Genomic DNA, 19319 nt, shown 5'->3' with positions numbered 1-19319 from the left:
AAGTAAACCGGTGGATTGTCTCCCTCAGAGGCGCGGATAAAGCCAAACCCCTGTCCTTATCCATACCAGGCAAAGACAATCGCATCCTCAGGCAGCAACTCTGGACAGCCATCCTCCGCCATCATTTCGGGTGCTTCTTCTCGATTGCGGCGTAGGCAATTACCGATCAGAACGTAAGAGTTCATAAACCCCCCAGCACTCTCTCCTAGCCAGAGGAGAAACTCTTTGTAAGCCTTGGGTAAAGGGAGCTGGATTTCTGCTTCGTACAGCTCAATTTGACGTTCATTAGAAGGTTTTAACTCATACGATTTCTGAGTTTCATGGCAAAAGACCGGAAACAGTTCGATGGCTTTGTTCAAGTACATAAAGCAACCTTTGTAAAAGAGCGATGTTCCATAAGATCTAAGGCTTTGTGAGAGTCTTTTCGAGACATGGCTTGAGACACATTGAGCGCTACGTCTCGAAAGGTGTCCCGATCGCACCAATCCGGTTAGCAGTTTTACCGTGCAAGATAGCCTCTCCAATCGGCTGCACAGGAGTGATTTCCCTACTGCTCGATGCCATCCCAGATACCGTTTGATGCTAACCTAGAGAAGTTGTCTAAAATCGCACATCCAGGATTTCGGGTGTTTTTTAGCCATCGGCTACTAGCTATCAGCCATCAGTCCAAGAGTTTCTCTTAAAGCTGACCACTGACTGCTAACCGCTGACTGCTCAAAGATGCTCCTGGATGGAGGATTAACCCGAATCAGGAGTTCAAATTAAATGCCAGTTGTTTCGTTGGCTCAATTGTTAGAGTCTGGGGTTCACTTTGGGCACCAAACCCGTCGCTGGAACCCCAAAATGGACCCATATATCTACACCTCGCGGAATGGTGTGCATATCATTGATCTGGTGCAAACCGCCCGGTTAATGGATGAAGCCTATAACTACGTCCGTACTGCGTCTGAGCAGGGCAAGAAGTTTCTCTTCATTGGCACCAAGCGTCAGGCAGCAGGGATCATTGCCCAGGAAGCGGCTCGTTGCGGCGGCTACTACGTCAATCAACGCTGGTTGGGCGGGATGCTGACCAACTGGGTGACGATTAAAACGCGGGTCGATCGCCTGAAAGAGCTAGAGCGCCGTGAAGAAACGGGTGGACTCGATCTGCTGCCCAAGAAAGAAGCTTCTGTACTACGACGCGAGTTGGAAAAGCTACAGAAGTATCTGGGCGGCATCAAAGCCATGCGGAAAGTGCCTGATATCATCATCATGGTGGATCAAAAGCGCGAGTACAACGCGGTGCAGGAATGCCAGAAGCTCTCACTGCCGATCGTGGCATTGCTCGATACCAACTGCGATCCCGATTTGGTCGATGTGCCCATTCCAGCAAACGATGATGCCATTCGTTCTATTAAGCTGATCGTAGGCAGATTGGCAGATGCGATCTACGAAGGTCGTCACGGTCAGCTTGAGTCCGAAGACGAATACGAAGACTACGAAGGCGGCGAGGAAGAGTTCGATTACGAAGATAACGATACCTCGTTTATTCCCGAAGCTGGCGAAGAAACCGCAGTGTAGAGAGTGGTTAGTTGCTAGTTGTTGGTTTTTAGAGACTCTGACAACTAGCAACTAAAAACTAAAACTAAAAACTAAAAACTATTCAGAGTAAAAGGCAATGGCGGAAATCACAGCAAAATTAGTCGGTGAACTGCGCCAAAAAACGGGCGCAGGCATGATGGACTGCAAAAAAGCGCTCAAAGAAACTGATGGTGACCTGGAGCAAGCGGCTGATTGGCTTCGCAAAAAAGGGATTTCTTCGGCTGAGAAGAAAGCAAGCAAAGTAGCGGCTGAAGGCATCATTGATAGCTACATTCACACGGGTAGCCGTGTTGGTGTGTTGGTTGAAGTGAACTGCCAAACAGACTTCGTAGCGCGCAACGAAGCGTTCAAAAAGTTGGTGCAAGACATCGCCAAACAGATTGTGGCATCGCAGCAAGTCGAGTACGTGAAAATTGCTGACATCCCCGCCGAAATTGTGGAGCGGGAAAAGGCGATCGAGATGGGTCGTGATGACCTCGGCAATAAGCCAGAAGCAATCAAAGAGAAAATTGTGCAGGGACGGATTGAAAAGCGCTTGAAAGAGCTTTGCTTGCTTGACCAGCCCTACATCCGCGATCAAAACATCACGGTTGATGAGCTAGTGAAGCAAAACGTCGCTCAACTGGGTGAAAATATCCAGGTGCGTCGCTTTGTTCGCTTTGTTTTGGGCGAAGGCATCGAGAAAGAAGAGACAGACTTTGCGGCTGAAGTGGCTGCCCAACTGGGTACCGCTGCCCCTACTACGTAAGCTGCTTCACTAAAGAGACGCTTGAAGCAACGAAAGAGTAAGGCAACGGCAACAAAGAAGCTGAAAACTAACGTTCGATCGCTCAAGTCAATCGGTCTAAAAGCAGCAAGGAATGGAATAAGTTCGCTATTTAGTACAGGCAGGTTTTGCTGTCAAAGCCATTGCAGGATGCAGCTTGGTCTGCTAAACCCGCCTGTACAGTTTGCGGCTTGATTAAATTCACGATCCCAAGAAAGGCAGTCCTCTAGGGCTGCCTTTCTTGTAAGCATGGTTGCGACCGTGCCTGATTCAGGTAGATTTAAGAAAAGGCATTTCATGTTTGAGAGTGCCAAAACGCGTCTTGGAAAGGGTTGTGAATGATTACTGCGATCACTGTACTGGTAGCGCTGGGTTTCCTGGGCTTGGGCTTTTATCGCGCTCGACCGCTTGGCAAATTGGGACTAGTTGCCTGGTTTCAGTCAGTTGTGCTGATTTCGCCGTGGCTACTGTTTTTTAGCCTCTCCGTAGTGGGGATTTACCTCAATTTTGTGAGTGTGTTGTTTCTCTTCCTGTTTTCGACCGGGCTGTATATCTATTTAGGGAAGCAACTTCGATCGCTTGCCCAAACGGAAGCGCTTACTCAGCGTGCCACAGCGATCGCTGATGAACAGAACAGCAGTCCCAGTGATCCTGCTAGTGCAGAAGCCAGTGTTTCGGAACCTGCTAACCCTGTAACAGTGGCAGCCATCGAAGACGAGATGGTTCCCATCCCAGCCGACGATCTAAAAGTCATTCAGAGCATTTTTGGTATTGACACGTTCTTTGTCACTGAAACCATTCCTTACCAGGAAGGCGTGATCTTGCGAGGAAATTTGCGGGGCGAGGCAGACGCAACCCTCGCTCGTCTCTCGGAACAGTTGCAAGCAAAGGTCGGTGTCAGTGAAACAGATCCAGCACAGCCGCGCTATCGTCTCTTTTTAGTAGAAGGGCAAGACGGCAAGCCTGTCGTCATTGTGCTACCCAGTAGCCGTGATCCGCAGCCATCAACACTCTTTCAAAAGGGAATGGCAGTCATGCTGCTGTTGGCAACGATCGCTGCCACCCTGGAAACCGGAGGCTTAATGCTTGGCTTCGATTTCTTTACGGCTCCCAACCGCCTTGCAGAGGTCTTGCCTCTGGCAGCCGGCCTCCTTAGCGTGCTTGCAGTCCATGAGGTCGGGCATTGGGTGATGGCAAAGCGTTATCAAGTCCGTCTTAGCCTGCCCTTCTTTATTCCCACCTGGCAAATTGGATCGTTTGGTGCCATTACCCGGTTTGAGTCGGTTTTGCCCAACCGCAGCACACTGTTTGATATTGCGATCGCGGGTCCCGCAGCTGGCGGCATTCTCTCGCTGGTGATGCTGGTGTCTGGGCTGCTACTCTCGCATAAAGGCAGCTTGTTCCAGGTGCCAACGGAGTTTTTTCAAGGCTCCATTTTAGTGGGTACCCTGACGCGCGTTGTGCTGCAAGAGTCGCTCCAAGAGTCGCTTGTCGATGTGCATCCACTAGTCATTCTGGGCTGGCTGGGGCTAGTCATTACAGCACTCAATCTATTACCAGCGGGGCAGCTAGACGGCGGGCGCATCGTGCAAGCAATTTATGGTCGCAAGATTGCTGGGCGCACCACCATCGGCACCATCGTCATACTAGGACTTGCATCGATCGTGAATCCACTGGCGTTGTATTGGGCAGTCGTGGTGCTGTTTCTGCAACGCGAACTCGAACGCCCCAGTCAAAACGAACTAACTGAACCCAACGACACTAGAGCCGCGCTTGGCTTATTGGCACTGTTCTTAACGATCGTGACACTATTACCACTAACTCCTAGCCTTGCTGGGCGGTTGGGTATTGGTAGCTAGTGCGAGAACGGATGAACGATCAAACAGGCAGAATCACTCGTCCACAGTCTCAGAACGAGTTGTCAGGTTTCGTTTATGGCTTTTTAGGCGTACTGATTTTTAGTTTGACGTTACCAGCCACTCGCATTGCCGTTTCAGGATTCGATCCAGTCTTTGTTGGGTTAGGTCGAGCGATCGTGGCAGCCGGATTGTCATTCATTTCGCTAGTCGTCACGCGCCAAACAATCCCGCCGCTGCAATTTTTACCCAACTTTTGCATCGTTGTTGCTGGCGTTGTCATTGGGTTTCCGTTGCTGTCTGCGATCGCCATGCGAGATGCACCCGCTTCTTATGGAGCCGTTATTACAGGACTATTACCGCTCTCGACAGCACTGTGTGGCGTGTGGCGGGCAGATGAGCGTCCGTCCTTGCCCTTCTGGGTTTTTGCAGGTTTAGGCAGTGCCTTAGTCATTAGCTTTTCGTTGCTATCAGGAAGTGGCTCCATCCGATTAGCAGATCTGGCTTTACTAGGAGCAGTAGCGGCGGCTGGGTTAGGGTATGCAGAAGGCGCAGTGCTATCGCGCACCTTCGGCTCGTGGCAGGTTATTTGTTGGTCGCTCGTTTTGGCAGCACCGCTACTGCTTCCAATCGTGTGGCAACACGCACCCTCCAATTTCTCAACCGTTTCAGCGGGTGCCGTACTGGGTTTCCTGTATCTCAGCCTCTTCAGCATGTTCCTGGGGTTTTTCGCGTGGTATCGAGGGCTGTCTCTGGGCGGCGTGGCGCGTGTCGGACAAGTTCAGCTACTTCAGCCGTTTCTGACCATCATGGCATCCACAATCTTGCTGGGTGAGCATCTAACAAGGACAACCTTGGTTTTTGCCTTGGGAGTCATTGCCTGCGTGGCACTGGGAAAACGGACTCAAATCAGCGCTGCATCACGAATTTTGTGAGCAACTTGATGAGCAACTAGGTTAGCCCTCAAGAGCAACAGTCTGTAGCCAGAGTCAGTACACGCTGAGTTATCTAAACTATAGATTGTCACTTAATCTACAACAGCCGTTTAGACTAACAAGCTGCCTCTGGAGCAAAGCAGTATTGCTTCTCATCGTTACGTTTTGATGTTTGCTTTGACCACCTCAAACTGAATCTATGACTTATCTAGAAACCACCGCCCAATTCTATGCTGAAGCGGCTGAAACCCCTCAAGTTGGCTTGTGCTGTGTGAGCACCCCACCACCTCGACTGCCGGGACTAAAGATCCCAACCATTATGCAAGAGATGAACTATGGGTGTGGCTCAACGGTGCATCCAACAGAGCTATTTGGCTCGCCTACTGTACTCTATATCGGTGTAGGAGGCGGGATTGAAGCACTTCAGTTTGCCTATTTCTGTCGTCAACCGGGCGGTGTGATTGCGGTTGATCCGGTGCCTGAAATGCGACAGGCTGCCACTCGCAACTTACAGCTTGCAACGCAGGACAACGATTGGTTTGATCCTGCTTTTGTCAAAGTTTTGGCGGGAGATGCCTTTGCACTGCCTGTACCAGATGCTTCAGTAGATGTGGTGGCGCAAAATTGCCTGTTCAATATTTTTGAGCCGGACGATCTGAAACGAGCACTGCTTGAAGCCTATCGGGTGCTAAAGCCCGGTGGACGGCTGATTATGAGTGACCCGATCGCCACTCGTCCCATACCACTCCACCTTCAGCAAGATGAACGGTTACGTGCCCTTTGCCTCTCAGGAGCTTTGACGTACGATGCCTACATCCAACATTTGATTGAAATTGGCTTTGGGCAGATTGAGATTCGCGCTCGTCGTCCCTATCGCCTGCTCGATGCACATAGTTACAACCTAGATACTCCCCTCCTGCTAGAAAGCCTTGATTCCGTTTCATTCAAAGCACCGATACCAGAGGATGGTGCCTGTGTCTTTACTGGCAAAACCGCTATTTACAGTGGTGTGGAACCGCAGTTGGACGATCGCGCCGGGCATCTGCTGCAACGCGGCAATCCCTTAGCGGTCTGCGATAAAACAGCGGCAAAGTTAGCCTTGCAATTTCCGCAAGATGTGATTGTGACAGATTCTACCTGGCACTACAACGGTGGCGGATGCTGCTAAAGCAACCCTTATGCACTCCAGTCGCATCCTCCAAAGCCGCGTTTTGCAGTGGATTTATGGGTTGAGCGTGAGTACGATCGCCTGGTTGATTGCTTCGCCTGCACTCGCTCAAAGTGCCGAGAGTTCGCCAGCCTTGAATCCTACCGATCTACTTCGTCATACCTTGCAGTGGATTGAAGGTTTGGGTCTAGCAGGCAGCGCTGCTTTTATTGCCCTTTATATTGTGGCAGCAGTGGCTTTCCTACCTGGCTCAATCCTCACCCTAGGTGCAGGCGCGGTCTTTGGAGTGTGGTTAGGTGCCATTTATGTTTTTATTGGGGCAACGCTGGGTGCGATCGCCGCTTTTCTGGTGGGTCGTTATCTGGCACGGGGGTGGGTCAGCAAAACGATTGAAGGGAAGCCAAACTTTGCGGCGATCGACCGAGCGGTTGCCAACGAAGGGTTCAAAATTGTCCTGCTCACCCGTCTTTCGCCCCTTTTTCCGTTCAATTTGCTGAACTACGCCTTTGGCATCACAGGCGTTTCGCTCAAAGCGTATGCGCTGGGGTCGATCGGAATGCTTCCTGCCATAGTGCTGTATGCCTACGTCGGTTCCCTGGCAGGCGATCTTGCCAGAATTGGCAGTGAGCCGACCGATCCAGCGATGCAATGGGCAGTGCGCCTCGTTGGTTTAATGGCAACAGTTGCAGTCACAATTTACGTGACTCGTATGGCGCAGAAGGCGCTGGCTGAGAAAGTGGACGCTTAACGATCGCACCGACTCAACCGCTCGTTTCTCTAGCAGTCGAAGAGACCGTTAGGACAGACCTAAACCTTGAAACATCCTTTGAGCAAGGGCTTCTATTCATCCTTCATCCTTTTCGGCTTTGTTCAACGTTGGGATCATGACCGAAAGCTGCTGATTGGCAAGAGAACAGCCCATCCTGTCTTGCCAAAGCGACACTAGCCCCTCACCTGACTGAGCCGCACCTGTTCCTGTAGCTGTTCCTGAGTAAGGGCGGGTTCCTGACAGCTAAGACCCTGACAAACCAAGCCAACGGCACCAGTAGGCAAGTCAGACTCCAGCTTGAAAACAGCCGTGGGCACATATTGCAGCGAGAGTACGGCAAGCTGTTCTGCTGTCGTACGGATCAGAACATGGTTGTGGAACCAGTCGAGCGCTGCAAAAAGGCTGGGACACGCCTGAGGCGATCGCTCCAGCACACTACCAAATGCTTGCAACGTTTGCTCTGCCTTGTCGAGATAGCTCAAATCTTCAGTGAGCAGTGACAAGCGGACTAGATTGGCTGCCGCAATGCCATTTGCAGAGGGTGTGGCTTGGTCAATGTAGCTCCGTTCACGCAGCAGCAGGTTATCGCTGGCAGCCGTGTTGTAGTAGCCACCAAGCTCAATGCTCCAGAGAAATTCGTCAAATTCTGCTTGTAGTGCGACAGCGCGATCAAGCCAGAAGGAGTGGGGAGTGGGGAGTGAGGCAGAAGGCTCTTCGTTCAGGGATCCTCGAATGCTTGATCCCTGAACGCTAACGGAAGCCTGATCTAGATCCAGCAGGGCTTTGATAAACAGCGCATAGTCTTCCGATTGCGCTAGGACATCAGGCTTGCCATCATAATTGACGCGATAGAAGCGTCCCTCAACCCATTGATGCTGGAGGACAAAATGGGCAGCGTTAGCGGCAAGTGTCAGGTATGACGGCTGCTGAAACACACTGGCAGCACGAGCAAGACCAGAGATCATCAGGCTATTCCAGGCAACGATCGCTTTCGTATCGGTCACAGGAGGAATGCGACCTGCCCAGCCTGTACCTTTCGCTTCTTCATTATTGCGAGCAGGCGGAAACGTAGAAAGGGCTTCAGCAGGAGCGCTGTAGCGAATGAGAAAGAGCTTGCCGAGCGTTTTTTCGAGAGATTCAGTGAGTGTACCGGGGTGCCGTCGTTGCAGGACATTGAAACCCTCAAAATTGCCGCTGTCCGTTACGGTAAATTGCTCTGCCAGTTCTGCTAGTTCCGGCAGCGTTAAAAACTCGACCAGTGCTTGATAATCCCAGACATAGAAAGCGCCTTCCTCTGGTTCAGCAGTCGTGGGATCAGTAAAGCTATCGGCATCCTGAGCGGCGTAGAAGTAGCCTTCGGGGGCAGTCAGTTCGCGCTGGAGCCATTGCACGGTACGGGCGATCGCTCGTTCAAACGCCGGTTCCTGCATCCCAGAAGCCCACACATTCGCTAGATACTCCACAATTTGTCCATTGTCGTAGAGCATTTTCTCAAAGTGCGGCACCGTCCAGGTTGAGTCAACCGTATAACGATGAAAACCGCCGCCCACGTGATCTAGAATGCCGCCTAGCGCAAGATCAAGCCCCCACTGACGACTCACATCGCTGGCGTTATGCAGTGAGGCAAGGGAGAAGCGTGTCGATCGCAGCGCTACGTCCGCATAGGGAATCATCGGAAAGCGAGGACCGGGTCTGGGGGACGCAAGAATGCCAGTATTGGCTTCTAGCCCGCGCTGCAAGAGATCGGCTTCGACTGACAGTGCCACGTTAAACGTCGCCGCTTCCTGAAGGTGCGTTAGGATTTCACCTTTCATAGCTTGCAGTTTATCTGCCTGCGTGTCGTAGTACTGGCGAATAGACTGGAGTACCTGCAAAAAGCCCGGTCGCCCGTAACGTGACTCGACTGGAAAGTAGGTGCCGCCGTAAAAGGGCACTAAATCATCTGGTGAGATGAAGACGTTGAGAGGCCAGCCACCCTGCCCAATCATGAGTTGCACTGCCTGCATATAAATGCTGTCTAGATCGGGACGCTCTTCGCGATCGACCTTGATGGGCAGAAAGTTTGCATTCATGTAATCAGCAATAACCCCATCAGAGAAGGCTTCCCCCTCCATGACCGTACACCAGTGGCAGCTAGAGTAGCCAATCGAAAGAAAAATCGGCTTGTTTTCGCGTCGAGCGGTGTCAAGCGCCTCGTCACACCAAGACCACCAGTCAATCGGATTTTCTGCATGTTTCCGCAGGTAGAGGCTGTTGGCTTGGGCAAGGCGATTGGTCATAACGGGCACACACGCAACATGAAATAAGTTCAAGTTTTAGTAAGGTCACAGCATTCGGTAACTTGGCAACCTTCCAAAGAATCATCTGCCAAAGGCTGTGCTCGTACAGGCGAAGTGTAGAGGTTATTTAAGCTGCACTCTTAGGCAATCTCACCAGTGCAGTGTTAGCAATTCTTAAGGCTAGTTCTTGATGATCGGTAGCAAGTGCAGGCTACTAATTTGCATTGCCCTGCTTGTTGTGATCGTTTGCTGTGGGCACTTTGTCAGCCGTAAAGTTTCCTAGCTGCACCTGAAGTTGAATCTGTTGACGAATCTGCTCTTCGGGAATGTCCAACCGCTGTGAGAGTTGCGCTGGCGTAAAGCTAAGTTTACCGAGCTTGATCCGCACATCATCGTTTAACTGAGCTTGACCATCTTTGATGGTGGGCTTGCCTTCGATGCCAATGTAAAAGCTCTGCTGCCCCAACGCTGGAAAGGCAGTGACTAATTTAGTTACAAAGTCACGTTCGGCAGGTGGCAGTTGATCCAGCGAAATATCTTTGAAGTTAACGACAGCACCACTTTCAACATGGCCGTTTTGAATTGTAGTGTTTGCACCTTTCACAGCCGCACCTAGCTTCTTATCCTCAGCTTTACGTGTGATTTCGTTTGTAAACAACCGCGACAACTCTTTTTGTTGCACTTCCGTCTTAGTTGGCGTTGGCTGCTTAGGAGGGGTTTGCGATACCGTACTGACCTTTTTGTTCGGCTGGGTGATGGTCACGGAGGGCTGGCTGTTGGGTTGACGGCGATCGGGCTCAGTCGATCGCTTCGTATCAGTTATAAAGTTACCAGGTGAGGATGTCGATACGTCGGTTTGACCTGTCTGACTCGATGAATCAGGCTGGGTAGAGCCATACCAGTCGGGCAGTTGAGTTGCTTGCTGCCAGTAGTAAAAAGCCACTGCGCCTACACTAGCCACTGCCAAACATGCAGCAATAAGCATTCGTTTCATCGCGAGACGCTCTCCGTACATTGCACAAATTCCTTATAGTAGCGGAATCTCAAAAAAGTTGAGATGTGCTATGTCACGCACCTACTACAAAGTACGTGCCATAGCCCTACTAGACTACAGAGGGTCTTGCCTTTAGTGATGTCGCCCTACTTACAAATTGCCAAAGCCCTTCTTTTTCTTGTCTTTCTTCTTTTTATTGCCGCCTGTCGCATAACCACGCCAGCCGGGTTGCTGGGGGCGGTTGCCTCCGGGCGCATTGCCCATACCGGGCATACCAGGCATACCACCCATGCCGGGCATACCGCCCATACCAGGAAAGCGTCCTTGTCCCATTTGCTGCATGAGCGATCGCATTTTTTGAAAATCACTCACCAGCTTGCTTACATCACTTTCGGCATAGCCAGCGCCACGCGCCACACGACGACGGCGACTAGGCGAACCTGATAAAAGCTCAGGATTTTTGCGTTCTGCCACGGTCATAGAGCCGATCATTGCTTCAGCACGTTTAAGCTGCTTTTCGCCCTGCTGCAACTGTTCATCGCTGATTTTGCCCATGCCAGGGAGCATTTTCATGATGCCGCCCAGCGAACCCATGTTTTTGAGCATCCGGGTTTGCTTCAAAAAGTCGGTGAAGTCGAATTTTGCAGAGAGAATCTTCTCCTGCATCTTTTCGGCATCTGCCAGGTCTACTTCTTCTTGCGCCTTCTCAACGAGGGTCAGTACGTCACCCATGCCCAGAATGCGGGATGCCATGCGATCGGGATAGAAGGGCTGCAATGCCTCAACTTTTTCGCCAACACCAATGAATTTGATCGGCTGACCAGAGATTTGCCGCACCGAAAGCGCTGCACCACCCCGAGTATCGCCATCCATCTTGGTCAAAATGGCACCCGTAATGCCAATTTGGCTATGGAAGGTTTCAGTCAGGCTAGCGGCTTCCTGCCCGGTCATCGCATCAACGACCAGCAAGACTTCGTGAGGCTGCACCGTCTCTTTAATCTGTGCCAGCTCTGCCATCATGCTTTCGTCAATCTGCAAGCGTCCGGCAGTGTCAATAATGACGGTGTTGATGCCATCTGCTTTAGCCTTAGCAACACCCTGACGCGCAATTTCAACGGGGTTTGCATCCGTCCCCAGCTCAAAAACGGGTACGTCGATTTGGCGACCAAGGGTAAGTAACTGGTCGATCGCGGCTGGACGGTACACATCCGTTGCGACAAGCAGCGTGGAGCGGTTTTCCTTTCGCAGATGCAGCGCTAGTTTTGCTGTGGCAGTCGTTTTACCAGTACCCTGCAACCCTGCCATGAGGATGACCGTCGGCGCAGTAGCGGCACTGGCAAGGGGCGCATTGTCGCCGCCCATGACCCGCACCAACTCGTTGTGAACGATCTCAATAAACTGCTGGTCGGGGCGCACTCCGGCAATAACTGCTGCACCCTGGGCGTTCGTCTCGACCGCTGACACAAAGTCTTTAACGACCTGAAGGCTAACATCCGCTTCTAGCAGCGCCCGCCGGACTTCACGTACTGCGTCCTTAATGTTCGATTCTGAGATTTTGTCCTGACCGCGCAGCTTTTTCCAGGTTGACTCTAGGCGATCGGAGAGTGCTTCAAACATGACTCGTTTTTTGCCAGCTAGTTAATTGTCCACAGATGTGGCACTGTTACACGAAAAACTGCCCGACAGCAAATTGCTGCCTGATCTTTATCCAGATTAGCGCTTTCGGTTCGCCTGATCTGGTGAATTCATAAAAAGGCTGAGAGAAGGAGAATGGTATCGTTCCTGGTTCGGCACACGCCCGAAAAAACGTTGCAGTAACTTATAAACATCGAACTGACGCACGTGCAGCCTAAGACATTGATTCTATCGTGTCTCTTTGAACGAGAAGCACCCAAACTTATTTCTTAAGGAGAAATTTTAAAAGGTATAGTTTGTGATATTGACAGGCAGCGATCGTCCTAGCCCCCTTACCAATCAGGCATGGCTTCAAGTCCTCTTACCATTGCGAAAGACCAAGTTTGCGTTAAAGAATAAGTTTGGGTTGGTGAGAGACGGTGCTGCTCCTTTAGCCCTCCGTCCTAAAGTAAGCGCGATCACCAACCCTACGACATTGAGTATCAGGAAATATTGTCTACAGCCATGCCCGTTTGCTTTGTAACCGACGTTCTCCTGTTTGCAGCGGTTACACCAGTCATTAGGACAGAAGCTACTGACCTGAGGCTCCACCGATTTAAAGCCCCCGCTGACTAGTTAGATCACTGCGTTATAGCTATCAATGCTCTAAAACTGGTGTATTACCCTGAAGCGTTACTCACTTTATAAGTGTTCATCCACTTAAGGCAGACTATTATGAATCCTTCTGAGTCGGTGACAAATATGCCATTGAACGAGCATCAAACCGCTACGACTCAGAATATTGGTACGTCAGTCCAGTCGCCCGATCGCTCAACGATAAAGTTGGACTACCAGCCAGCGCCACTGCCTTTAGTCACTGAGGCGGCGATCGTCCCTATGCCAGCAGCAGAAACCCAGGCAGGAGAGCCCCAAGCCACTGACACGCACGCTTGGTTGAGCTACTTTCAGCAATGTAGTCGGCTACTCATTGCAACGATCGAACCGAAGTCTATGACGTTGCAGTATGCCAATGCTTACTTCCGTCGGCTTCTCGGTCTGCCAGCGACAGGCGCAGCAGGAGAATTGGAGCACATCCTTCAGCAGTTGATGGGTGTTGCCGATAATGGGGCAATCCAGCGCTTGTATCGCCGACATTTACTCTATCGAGTGCTGCAACAGTTTTACCAAATTGATTTGCAAGGCTACCGTCTGCTAGACGAACCCGTAATGATTGCGCTGCAAAGTCCACTGCATTCCGAACCACGCTACATCGAGTTCTGGCTACGCTCTGAGCAACTGCAACTCACACGCCTCAACGTTCAACTGGATGAGCCTGCTGCCCTTAAGCTGGAGCAAATGACACTGCCACAGATTGAAGCCGCACTCGCCGATCCAATGCAGGTTGAGCGCTTAGAGCAGCAATTGGAGCTACAGCATTATCAGCCCGAAGGCTGTCTGCTGCTAGAAGGCTTGGACGTTACAGAGCGGGAGATTATTCGCCGCATTACTCAATTGTTGGTCGATCGCGATTCGATTCTGCGTACTCACAAATTTCGCGAGTTGAACCAGCAGATGCGATCGCTCTTTCGCACTCAGAATACCCTGCTGTTAAGCATTGAAACCGACCAGATTCGTTTGTTCATGGGATCATTGAGCGACGAAGCGCATCCAACGCTCTATCCGCTGGAGGCGCTGCAAGAATCTCACTTTATGCACGCACTCCGCAGCAATCAGGTATCTGTCGTTGCCGATCTAGCTCAAGATCCACGTACTGATGGCGGACGACAACTGGTCAAAATGGGCGTACGCTCTTTGTTGCTTATTCCGCTGCTAGCCCTCAATGGTGGTTTGGGCGATCGGACAGAAGCGGTAGATGCATCCAGCCGTGATAGTCTGCAAGCAGCACCCCCAGTACTGAAGCCTCCGAGTGCCGTGGGCATTGTCGCTCTGTTAAGTGATCAACCCTACACGTTTGATGCGCTAGATTGCCGCCATGCCGAGCAGTTGATTCTTGCCTTTACACAAGCACTCACAACTGCCCAGCGACAACTGGTACAACAGCGCTTGATTACCAATATTCACCCGTCTGTAGAATGGCGCTTTTTGCAGGAAGCAGAGCGTCGAAGCATGGGCTTACCACCAGAACCCATTGCGTTTCTCAACGTGTATCCCCTCTACGGCATTTCCGACATTCGCGGCTCGTCTCATGAGCGCAATCTGGCAATCCAAGCCGATTTGCTAGAGCAGTTTCATTTAGCACTAGCGGTGGTTGATTCTGCCTGCAATGCCACGACGACAGCCCTGGGCGAGCAACTGCGGTTGGATTTACTGGAACACATTCGCCAACTGCAAGAAGGCATCACCGTCGATGCTGAAGTGAGCCGACTACGCTATCTGCGTGATCATCTAGAAATTTACTTTGACTACTTTGCCCAATGCGGTGAAGCAGCGATCGCTGCCATCAACACGTACCGCAATGCGTGCGCCAATGCTCATGAATGCATTTATCAAGCACGTGCCCGCTATGACGCGATGGTACACAACATCAACACGCTGCTGCGGGAAACCTGGGAGCGCTGGCAGGAGGCAATGCAGCGGATTACGCCTCACTACTGCGATATTGAAGCTACCGATGGCATCGATCACATGATCTACGCCGGAGCCTCAATCGACCCTAAATTTGGTAGCTTTCAGCTTCGGAGTCTGCGCTACGAACAGCTTCGTGCCGTGTGTGCCTGTGCCAGGACAGCGTTCCAACTACTGGAAAAACATAGCACGCACATGCAGATCACACATCTTGTGCTTGTCCAGGATGCAACCATTGATATCTTCCACGATGAAACTACCGAGCGGATGTTTGACGTGCGCGGCAGTCGCGATACCCGCTATGAAATTGTCAAAAAGCGCATTGACAAGGCGATCGACGACAAAACAAACACTCGCATCACGCAACCCGGAATGCTAACCCTGGTCTTTTGTACTGAGCAGGAGTGGACGGAATACCAGCAGTACTTCCGCTATTTGATGCGGGAATGTTGGATTGATGACAAGATTGAGCGTGGCACCGTCCAACCGCTTCAAGGTGTGACTGGCTTGAAGTATGCCCGTGCACGCATCTTGCCTGAAGGTCGTGATGCTACTAACCAAGCGTCAGGCAACTATAGCTCGACTACCTAAGCCGGGGTGAAGCGGTAGTAATCCTGGTTAAGGGCAACGCTTACACCAGAAGATTACTCATCCAGTTCAGGGCAGAAGTAGTCAGGAGCCAGCGTTGTGAACAAATCATCGCCCACTTGACCTGTCGTGGTTGGTTGGGGTTGCCCTGTTCTCAGCGCTGTACAAACCGCTTGGGCACGCTGTAAAACTGCTTGAGGGTTCTGTTGCGCCTGCAAGAGAGCAGCCTTCACGGCTGGTAGTCGTGTCGATCGTTTGCTTAAGAACGATTGGTAATCGTTAAGAAAACTCTGATCGGTTGTTGAGAGAGCATTGACAGTCCCTTGCTTACCACCACACAGTTTGCTTAAATTCAGCACCCGCCCATCACTCGTCTGCATATAACAGATATGATCTTCCGGGTTAAATGCCGTCAGAAAGCTAGTTTGAGACAAAGCAGCATGTGGATCATGGAGAACACCGATCGCAGTCGATGCTAGTAGCAAGGTAAAGAGACTGGGCGATCGTCCGGTTCGTTTAACGCGCTTCCCAGCCAGGACAAACAGTTTCAACATTGCAAAGCACAATAATCTGACGTGAGTTAACAAAGCAGGAAAAAATTGCAGAGGATGTCTACATTGCTGCAACTTCCTCCTGGGGACTTGAAGAAGGGCTACTCCAATTTGTTGGTGGAGTAGCCCTGCCAGTGTGAAAGCGATTTCTCAAAGAGAAATGATCTGACGTAGTGCGACTTGCCCTGGTCACAAGGGAGCCGCTTGCCTACGACATTCATCAGGTAAATTCTTTAAAGGAAACGCTTTAGACTACCCAGCTAGTGATCAAACTCTAGGCTCGTTTCCGAGACCAAGGTCCCCAAATGGCAACGGTAATGCCGGGACTCTGGATATTCACAAACAGGGTCTTGCCATCGGGCGAGAAGCAGGCACCAGCAAACTCGCTGCCGTTAAGTACATTGGTTGCAAAGCGATACAGTTCGCCTTGTTGGTTAACGCCCACAACATATTCAGTGCCGCTGCCGTCTTCACAGAGGAAGAGGTCGCCGAAGGGTGCTACGCAGATGTTGTCAGGAGCCGCGAGAACATCATTGGCAGTCGCTTCTACCACCAGGGTTAAGGTGCCAGTGGTAGGGTCAGCAGGATTGGATTTGTATGCAAAGACTTGTCCAGTTCTTGCATCGCCACCATTGCTACATACAAAGTAGGTTAAGCCATTCCCGTACCAGGCTCCCTCTCCCCGACTGAAGCGGGCTGCACCTTTCGATCGCGCTTCTACCCGCACAGTATCGCCAACGGGATCAACATCATTGATTCTCACCCAAGTGACTGACAACGGTACGTTCTTAAGACCCAAATAGCCCGTGCTGGTATTAGCGCTACCTGTGCCGGGTTCAATATTAGCTGCTCTGCTATCCGTGATTTTCAGCGCCTCAAGCACACCGCCGCTCTGTAGGTTGCCCTTCTGATTCGGACGGAAGCGGTAGAAACAACTATCGCCACGGTCTTCAGTCTGATAAACCCAACCCGTCTCTGGCTCAACTGCCACCGCTTCGTGGTTGAAGCGCCCCATAGCGACCAGAGGCACAGGATTAGCAACTTGGATTGCAGCACTAGCAGGCACCTCGAAGTTGTAACCATGCTTTTTGGGTGCAATAGAAACATCTTCTTCACAACTTACCCAGGAACCCCAAGGAGTCGGTCCGCCAGCGCAATTGCGAATTGTACCGCCGAGAGAAGCGTATTGCGATTTAACTCGGCGATCGGGACCAATTACCAGAGTCGTTGTGCCACCCCCAGCTGACGGGTCGTACTTACTAGGAGTAACGACTGGGTTTGAACTCGTTGCAGCACCGACTTCATGGTTCCGTACCAAAATTGTCGTGTTGTTGGAGCCTGGGAAAGCAGCCATCCCATCATGGTTACTTGGAACTCTCCCCCCATCGGTCATCGGCTGACCTGTGATTGAAATGGCAGTGTAGTTAAAACCAGGGGGAAGCTCTAGCAGGGGTGCTGTTCCAAGGTCAAACCCGCCGATGACAACCCCTTGCAGTTCATCCACATTTTCAGGAAGTCTAGGTGACAGGGGACCATAGCCAATACCATTAGCAACCTGACCATTAGCAACTCGTGCATAGAGGGCTTCTAGAGGAGAAACCATTGTCACGCCAGCAGCAGATACGCCAGCTAGTGTTAAAAACCGACGCCGAGAAACGCTCATTAAACTGTTTACGCATGCGAAATAACGGCTTCAGTATATTTAACTACAATCAAGCGCACGCTAACACTGGTTTAAGCTTTGGTTATTTTTAGGCTTGCTAACTGAGCGAGATGTTGTCTCGCCATTAACGCTAGATATCGGAACGCCCCTTATGTCTAGAACAGGTTTCGACTAACCAAGCCCTAACCAAGCCAACACGCCTTGTCCAGTAACGTATTCAATAATCAGAGTAAGTGCAAAGCCAATCATGGCAGCGCGACCGTTGAGGCGTTCGGCATACCCGCTAAAACCAAACTTCGGTTCTTCTAACTTAGGGGTGACAGTGGGTTGAGGTGTTGTCATGAGTTAATAGCTCTCAGTAAGGCTGAAATGTAAACCGAACCGCTTTGACATCATGGGTCAGTTTTGGGCTGATTCCAAAGATCTATCCAACGGAGGGTTACAAATATTTACACTTTTATTGTAACGGTTGCTTGCGACAATGCAGCGATCGCTCTACTCGAATCCTTTTAAAACCAAAAATTGCTATCAACAGTAATGATCCTTAAAGCTGGTTAAAAGGACGATGAACGAACATAATCGTACGGCTTTCTACCCACAACTACACCCTTTAATTGATTTGCAAGCAACAGGGGAGACGATACAGTAGTAGGGAGGTCTAAAGTAACAACTCTTAACAGAGCTTAGGATATTTTAGACTGCTCTACTCGGCTCGTAGGTTAGTACCAGTGGCTTTCGTTTTTAGTCAACCGCTGCGAAGTTTCAGGCAAAATGGAACAGGGAGCCGACAGAGTTTCACTGTCATTTAGCAAGCGTTTGGGTAGGCTGTTTATGCACAAAGTATTACGTTCAATCATGAAGCCCTGGGTAAAAGCGCTCATGGCGATCGGTTTGGTGGTCGCGCTGTCGTTTGGTCATGCGGATGGCGCTCTCGCAGCGGGTGGTGGTCGCATGGGCGGTGGCTCTTTCCGCGCACCCAGCCGAACCTTTACGGCTCCCCGTAGCTATGCACCAGGCGGCGGTTATGGTGGTGGCTACAGTCGTGGTTACTATCCTGGTGGCGGCTTCGGCTTTCCCTTCCTGTTTCCCTTCTTTAGCATTGGTGGTGGCGCTGGCGGATTGTTCAGCATCCTGATTTTCCTGGCGGTTGCTAACTTCCTGGTACAAAGCTTCCGTCGATCGCGCTCCGATGACGATAGCCTGGGCTACAGTACCGAAAACCCCACTATCTCGGTTGCCAAGCTGCAAGTGGGTCTTCTGGCAGAAGCAAGAGAGCTACAGGCTGACCTGAACCGTATTGCTCAGAAAGCCGATACTAGTTCTACGGCTGGTTTAACCGAAGTACTGCAAGAATCGACGCTGGCACTACTGCGCCATCCAGAGTATTGGGTCTATGCAGGTTCTACCGTTCAACAAACGCGGTTGGAAGCAGCAGAAACTCAATTTAACCGTCTGCTGTTGTCTGAACGCAGCAAGTTTAGCGGCGAAACCCTTTCTAACGTCAACAATCAGCTTAAGCAAGCATCAACAAGTAACCTTGCGGTTGCTGAGAAAGGCGGCGCATTGGCTCAGACAGAGGGTCCCGGTGAGTATATCGTGGTGACGCTGTTAGTAGGTACTCAAGGCAAGTTAGAGCTACCTAAAGTGAATAGTTCAGATGACTTGAAGTTGGCGTTGCAGCAGTTGGGTGGCGTGTCGAGCGATCGCCTCCTGGCACTGGAAGTGCTTTGGACACCTCAAGCAGAAGGTGATGTTCTCACTAACGAAGATGTAGTGGTGCAGTATCCAGACTTGAAACTTGTCTAGAGGTTTTATTCAAGATTGCTGAGGCGATCGTTACTTCATTGCAAATCCACAGGGGGGCTAGGTAGCCCCCTTTTTTAATGTCGTTCTCTTGCTAAAAACAGCTGGGGATTGCGGCAATTAGTGACGAGTTAAACATTCCCCAGACTCGAATGTGTAGTAAAAA

Annotated in this window: 16 protein-coding genes; 9 read left to right on the top strand and 7 right to left on the bottom strand. The window is 51.0% G+C overall.

Annotated features, from left to right (window positions below; genetic code table 11):
* Window positions 1–56: 56 nt before the first annotated feature.
* Window positions 57–365, bottom strand: a complete 309-nt coding sequence (locus H6F86_RS20135) for an SMI1/KNR4 family protein (RefSeq protein WP_190450474.1) — start codon at window positions 363–365, stop codon at window positions 57–59.
* 400 nt (window positions 366–765) lie between these two features.
* Here H6F86_RS20135 and rpsB point away from each other — a divergent pair, with 400 nt between their 5' ends.
* From rpsB to H6F86_RS20105, 6 genes are all read left to right on the top strand, one after another.
* The gene (gene rpsB, locus H6F86_RS20130; RefSeq protein WP_190450473.1) at window positions 766–1560 is read left to right on the top strand and encodes a 30S ribosomal protein S2; all 795 of its coding nucleotides are present in this window, start codon (window positions 766–768) and stop codon (window positions 1558–1560) included.
* Between the two features lie 97 nt (window positions 1561–1657).
* Window positions 1658–2329 carry a translation elongation factor Ts gene (tsf, locus tag H6F86_RS20125; protein WP_190450472.1) on the top strand — a complete coding sequence of 224 codons (672 nt, stop codon included), beginning with the start codon at window positions 1658–1660 and terminating at the stop codon, window positions 2327–2329.
* A gap of 356 nt (window positions 2330–2685) precedes the next feature.
* On the top strand, window positions 2686–4206 hold the full coding sequence (locus H6F86_RS20120; protein WP_190450471.1) for a site-2 protease family protein: 1521 nt from the start codon (window positions 2686–2688) through the stop codon (window positions 4204–4206).
* Between the two features lie 11 nt (window positions 4207–4217).
* Entirely contained in the window at window positions 4218–5138 is a 921-nt protein-coding gene (locus H6F86_RS20115) for a DMT family transporter (RefSeq protein WP_190450470.1), read from the top strand.
* Between the two features lie 199 nt (window positions 5139–5337).
* Complete coding sequence (gene arsM / locus H6F86_RS20110; protein ID WP_190450469.1) at window positions 5338–6306, top strand: arsenosugar biosynthesis arsenite methyltransferase ArsM; 969 nt, start codon at window positions 5338–5340, stop codon at window positions 6304–6306.
* Entirely contained in the window at window positions 6290–7054 is a 765-nt protein-coding gene (locus H6F86_RS20105) for a TVP38/TMEM64 family protein (protein ID WP_347240753.1), read from the top strand. Before arsM ends, H6F86_RS20105 begins: the two co-directional genes overlap by 17 nt.
* Window positions 7055–7248: 194 nt before the next feature.
* Here H6F86_RS20105 and H6F86_RS20100 read toward each other — a convergent pair whose 3' ends face one another.
* From H6F86_RS20100 to ffh, 3 genes are all read right to left on the bottom strand, one after another.
* Complete coding sequence (locus H6F86_RS20100; RefSeq protein ID WP_190450468.1) at window positions 7249–9354, bottom strand: thioredoxin domain-containing protein; 2106 nt, start codon at window positions 9352–9354, stop codon at window positions 7249–7251.
* Between the two features lie 214 nt (window positions 9355–9568).
* Window positions 9569–10348 (bottom strand): hypothetical protein, encoded by a 780-nt coding sequence (locus H6F86_RS20095; protein ID WP_190450467.1) that lies wholly within the window; start codon window positions 10346–10348, stop codon window positions 9569–9571.
* 150 nt (window positions 10349–10498) lie between these two features.
* The gene (ffh, locus tag H6F86_RS20090; protein ID WP_190450466.1) at window positions 10499–11965 is read right to left on the bottom strand and encodes a signal recognition particle protein; all 1467 of its coding nucleotides are present in this window, start codon (window positions 11963–11965) and stop codon (window positions 10499–10501) included.
* Window positions 11966–12281: 316 nt separating this feature from the next.
* Between ffh and H6F86_RS20085 the strand changes: the two genes are divergently transcribed.
* Window positions 12282–12506 carry a hypothetical protein gene (locus H6F86_RS20085; RefSeq protein ID WP_190450465.1) on the top strand — a complete coding sequence of 75 codons (225 nt, stop codon included), beginning with the start codon at window positions 12282–12284 and terminating at the stop codon, window positions 12504–12506.
* Between the two features lie 191 nt (window positions 12507–12697).
* Entirely contained in the window at window positions 12698–15139 is a 2442-nt protein-coding gene (locus H6F86_RS20080) for a GAF domain-containing protein (protein WP_242033607.1), read from the top strand.
* Between the two features lie 53 nt (window positions 15140–15192).
* Here the strand turns inward: H6F86_RS20080 and H6F86_RS20075 are convergent, their stop codons facing one another.
* From H6F86_RS20075 to H6F86_RS20065, 3 genes are all read right to left on the bottom strand, one after another.
* Complete coding sequence (locus H6F86_RS20075; RefSeq protein ID WP_190450464.1) at window positions 15193–15690, bottom strand: hypothetical protein; 498 nt, start codon at window positions 15688–15690, stop codon at window positions 15193–15195.
* 271 nt (window positions 15691–15961) lie between these two features.
* A complete protein-coding gene (locus H6F86_RS20070; protein ID WP_190450463.1) occupies window positions 15962–17350 on the bottom strand; it encodes an alkaline phosphatase PhoX in 1389 nt (462 codons plus the stop codon).
* Between the two features lie 171 nt (window positions 17351–17521).
* Window positions 17522–17692 (bottom strand): hypothetical protein, encoded by a 171-nt coding sequence (locus tag H6F86_RS20065; protein ID WP_190450462.1) that lies wholly within the window; start codon window positions 17690–17692, stop codon window positions 17522–17524.
* A gap of 489 nt (window positions 17693–18181) precedes the next feature.
* On the opposite strand from H6F86_RS20065, the gene H6F86_RS20060 reads away from it, so the two are divergent.
* Window positions 18182–19156 (top strand): DUF1517 domain-containing protein, encoded by a 975-nt coding sequence (locus tag H6F86_RS20060; RefSeq protein ID WP_190450461.1) that lies wholly within the window; start codon window positions 18182–18184, stop codon window positions 19154–19156.
* Window positions 19157–19319: the final 163 nt, after the last annotated feature.

The organism is Phormidium sp. FACHB-592, assembly GCF_014695795.1.
Classification (GTDB): Bacteria; Cyanobacteriota; Cyanobacteriia; order Leptolyngbyales; family Leptolyngbyaceae; genus Stenomitos.
The sequence above is the reverse complement of the archived record's forward strand: the minus strand, read 5'-3'. Positions and strand labels throughout refer to the sequence as shown.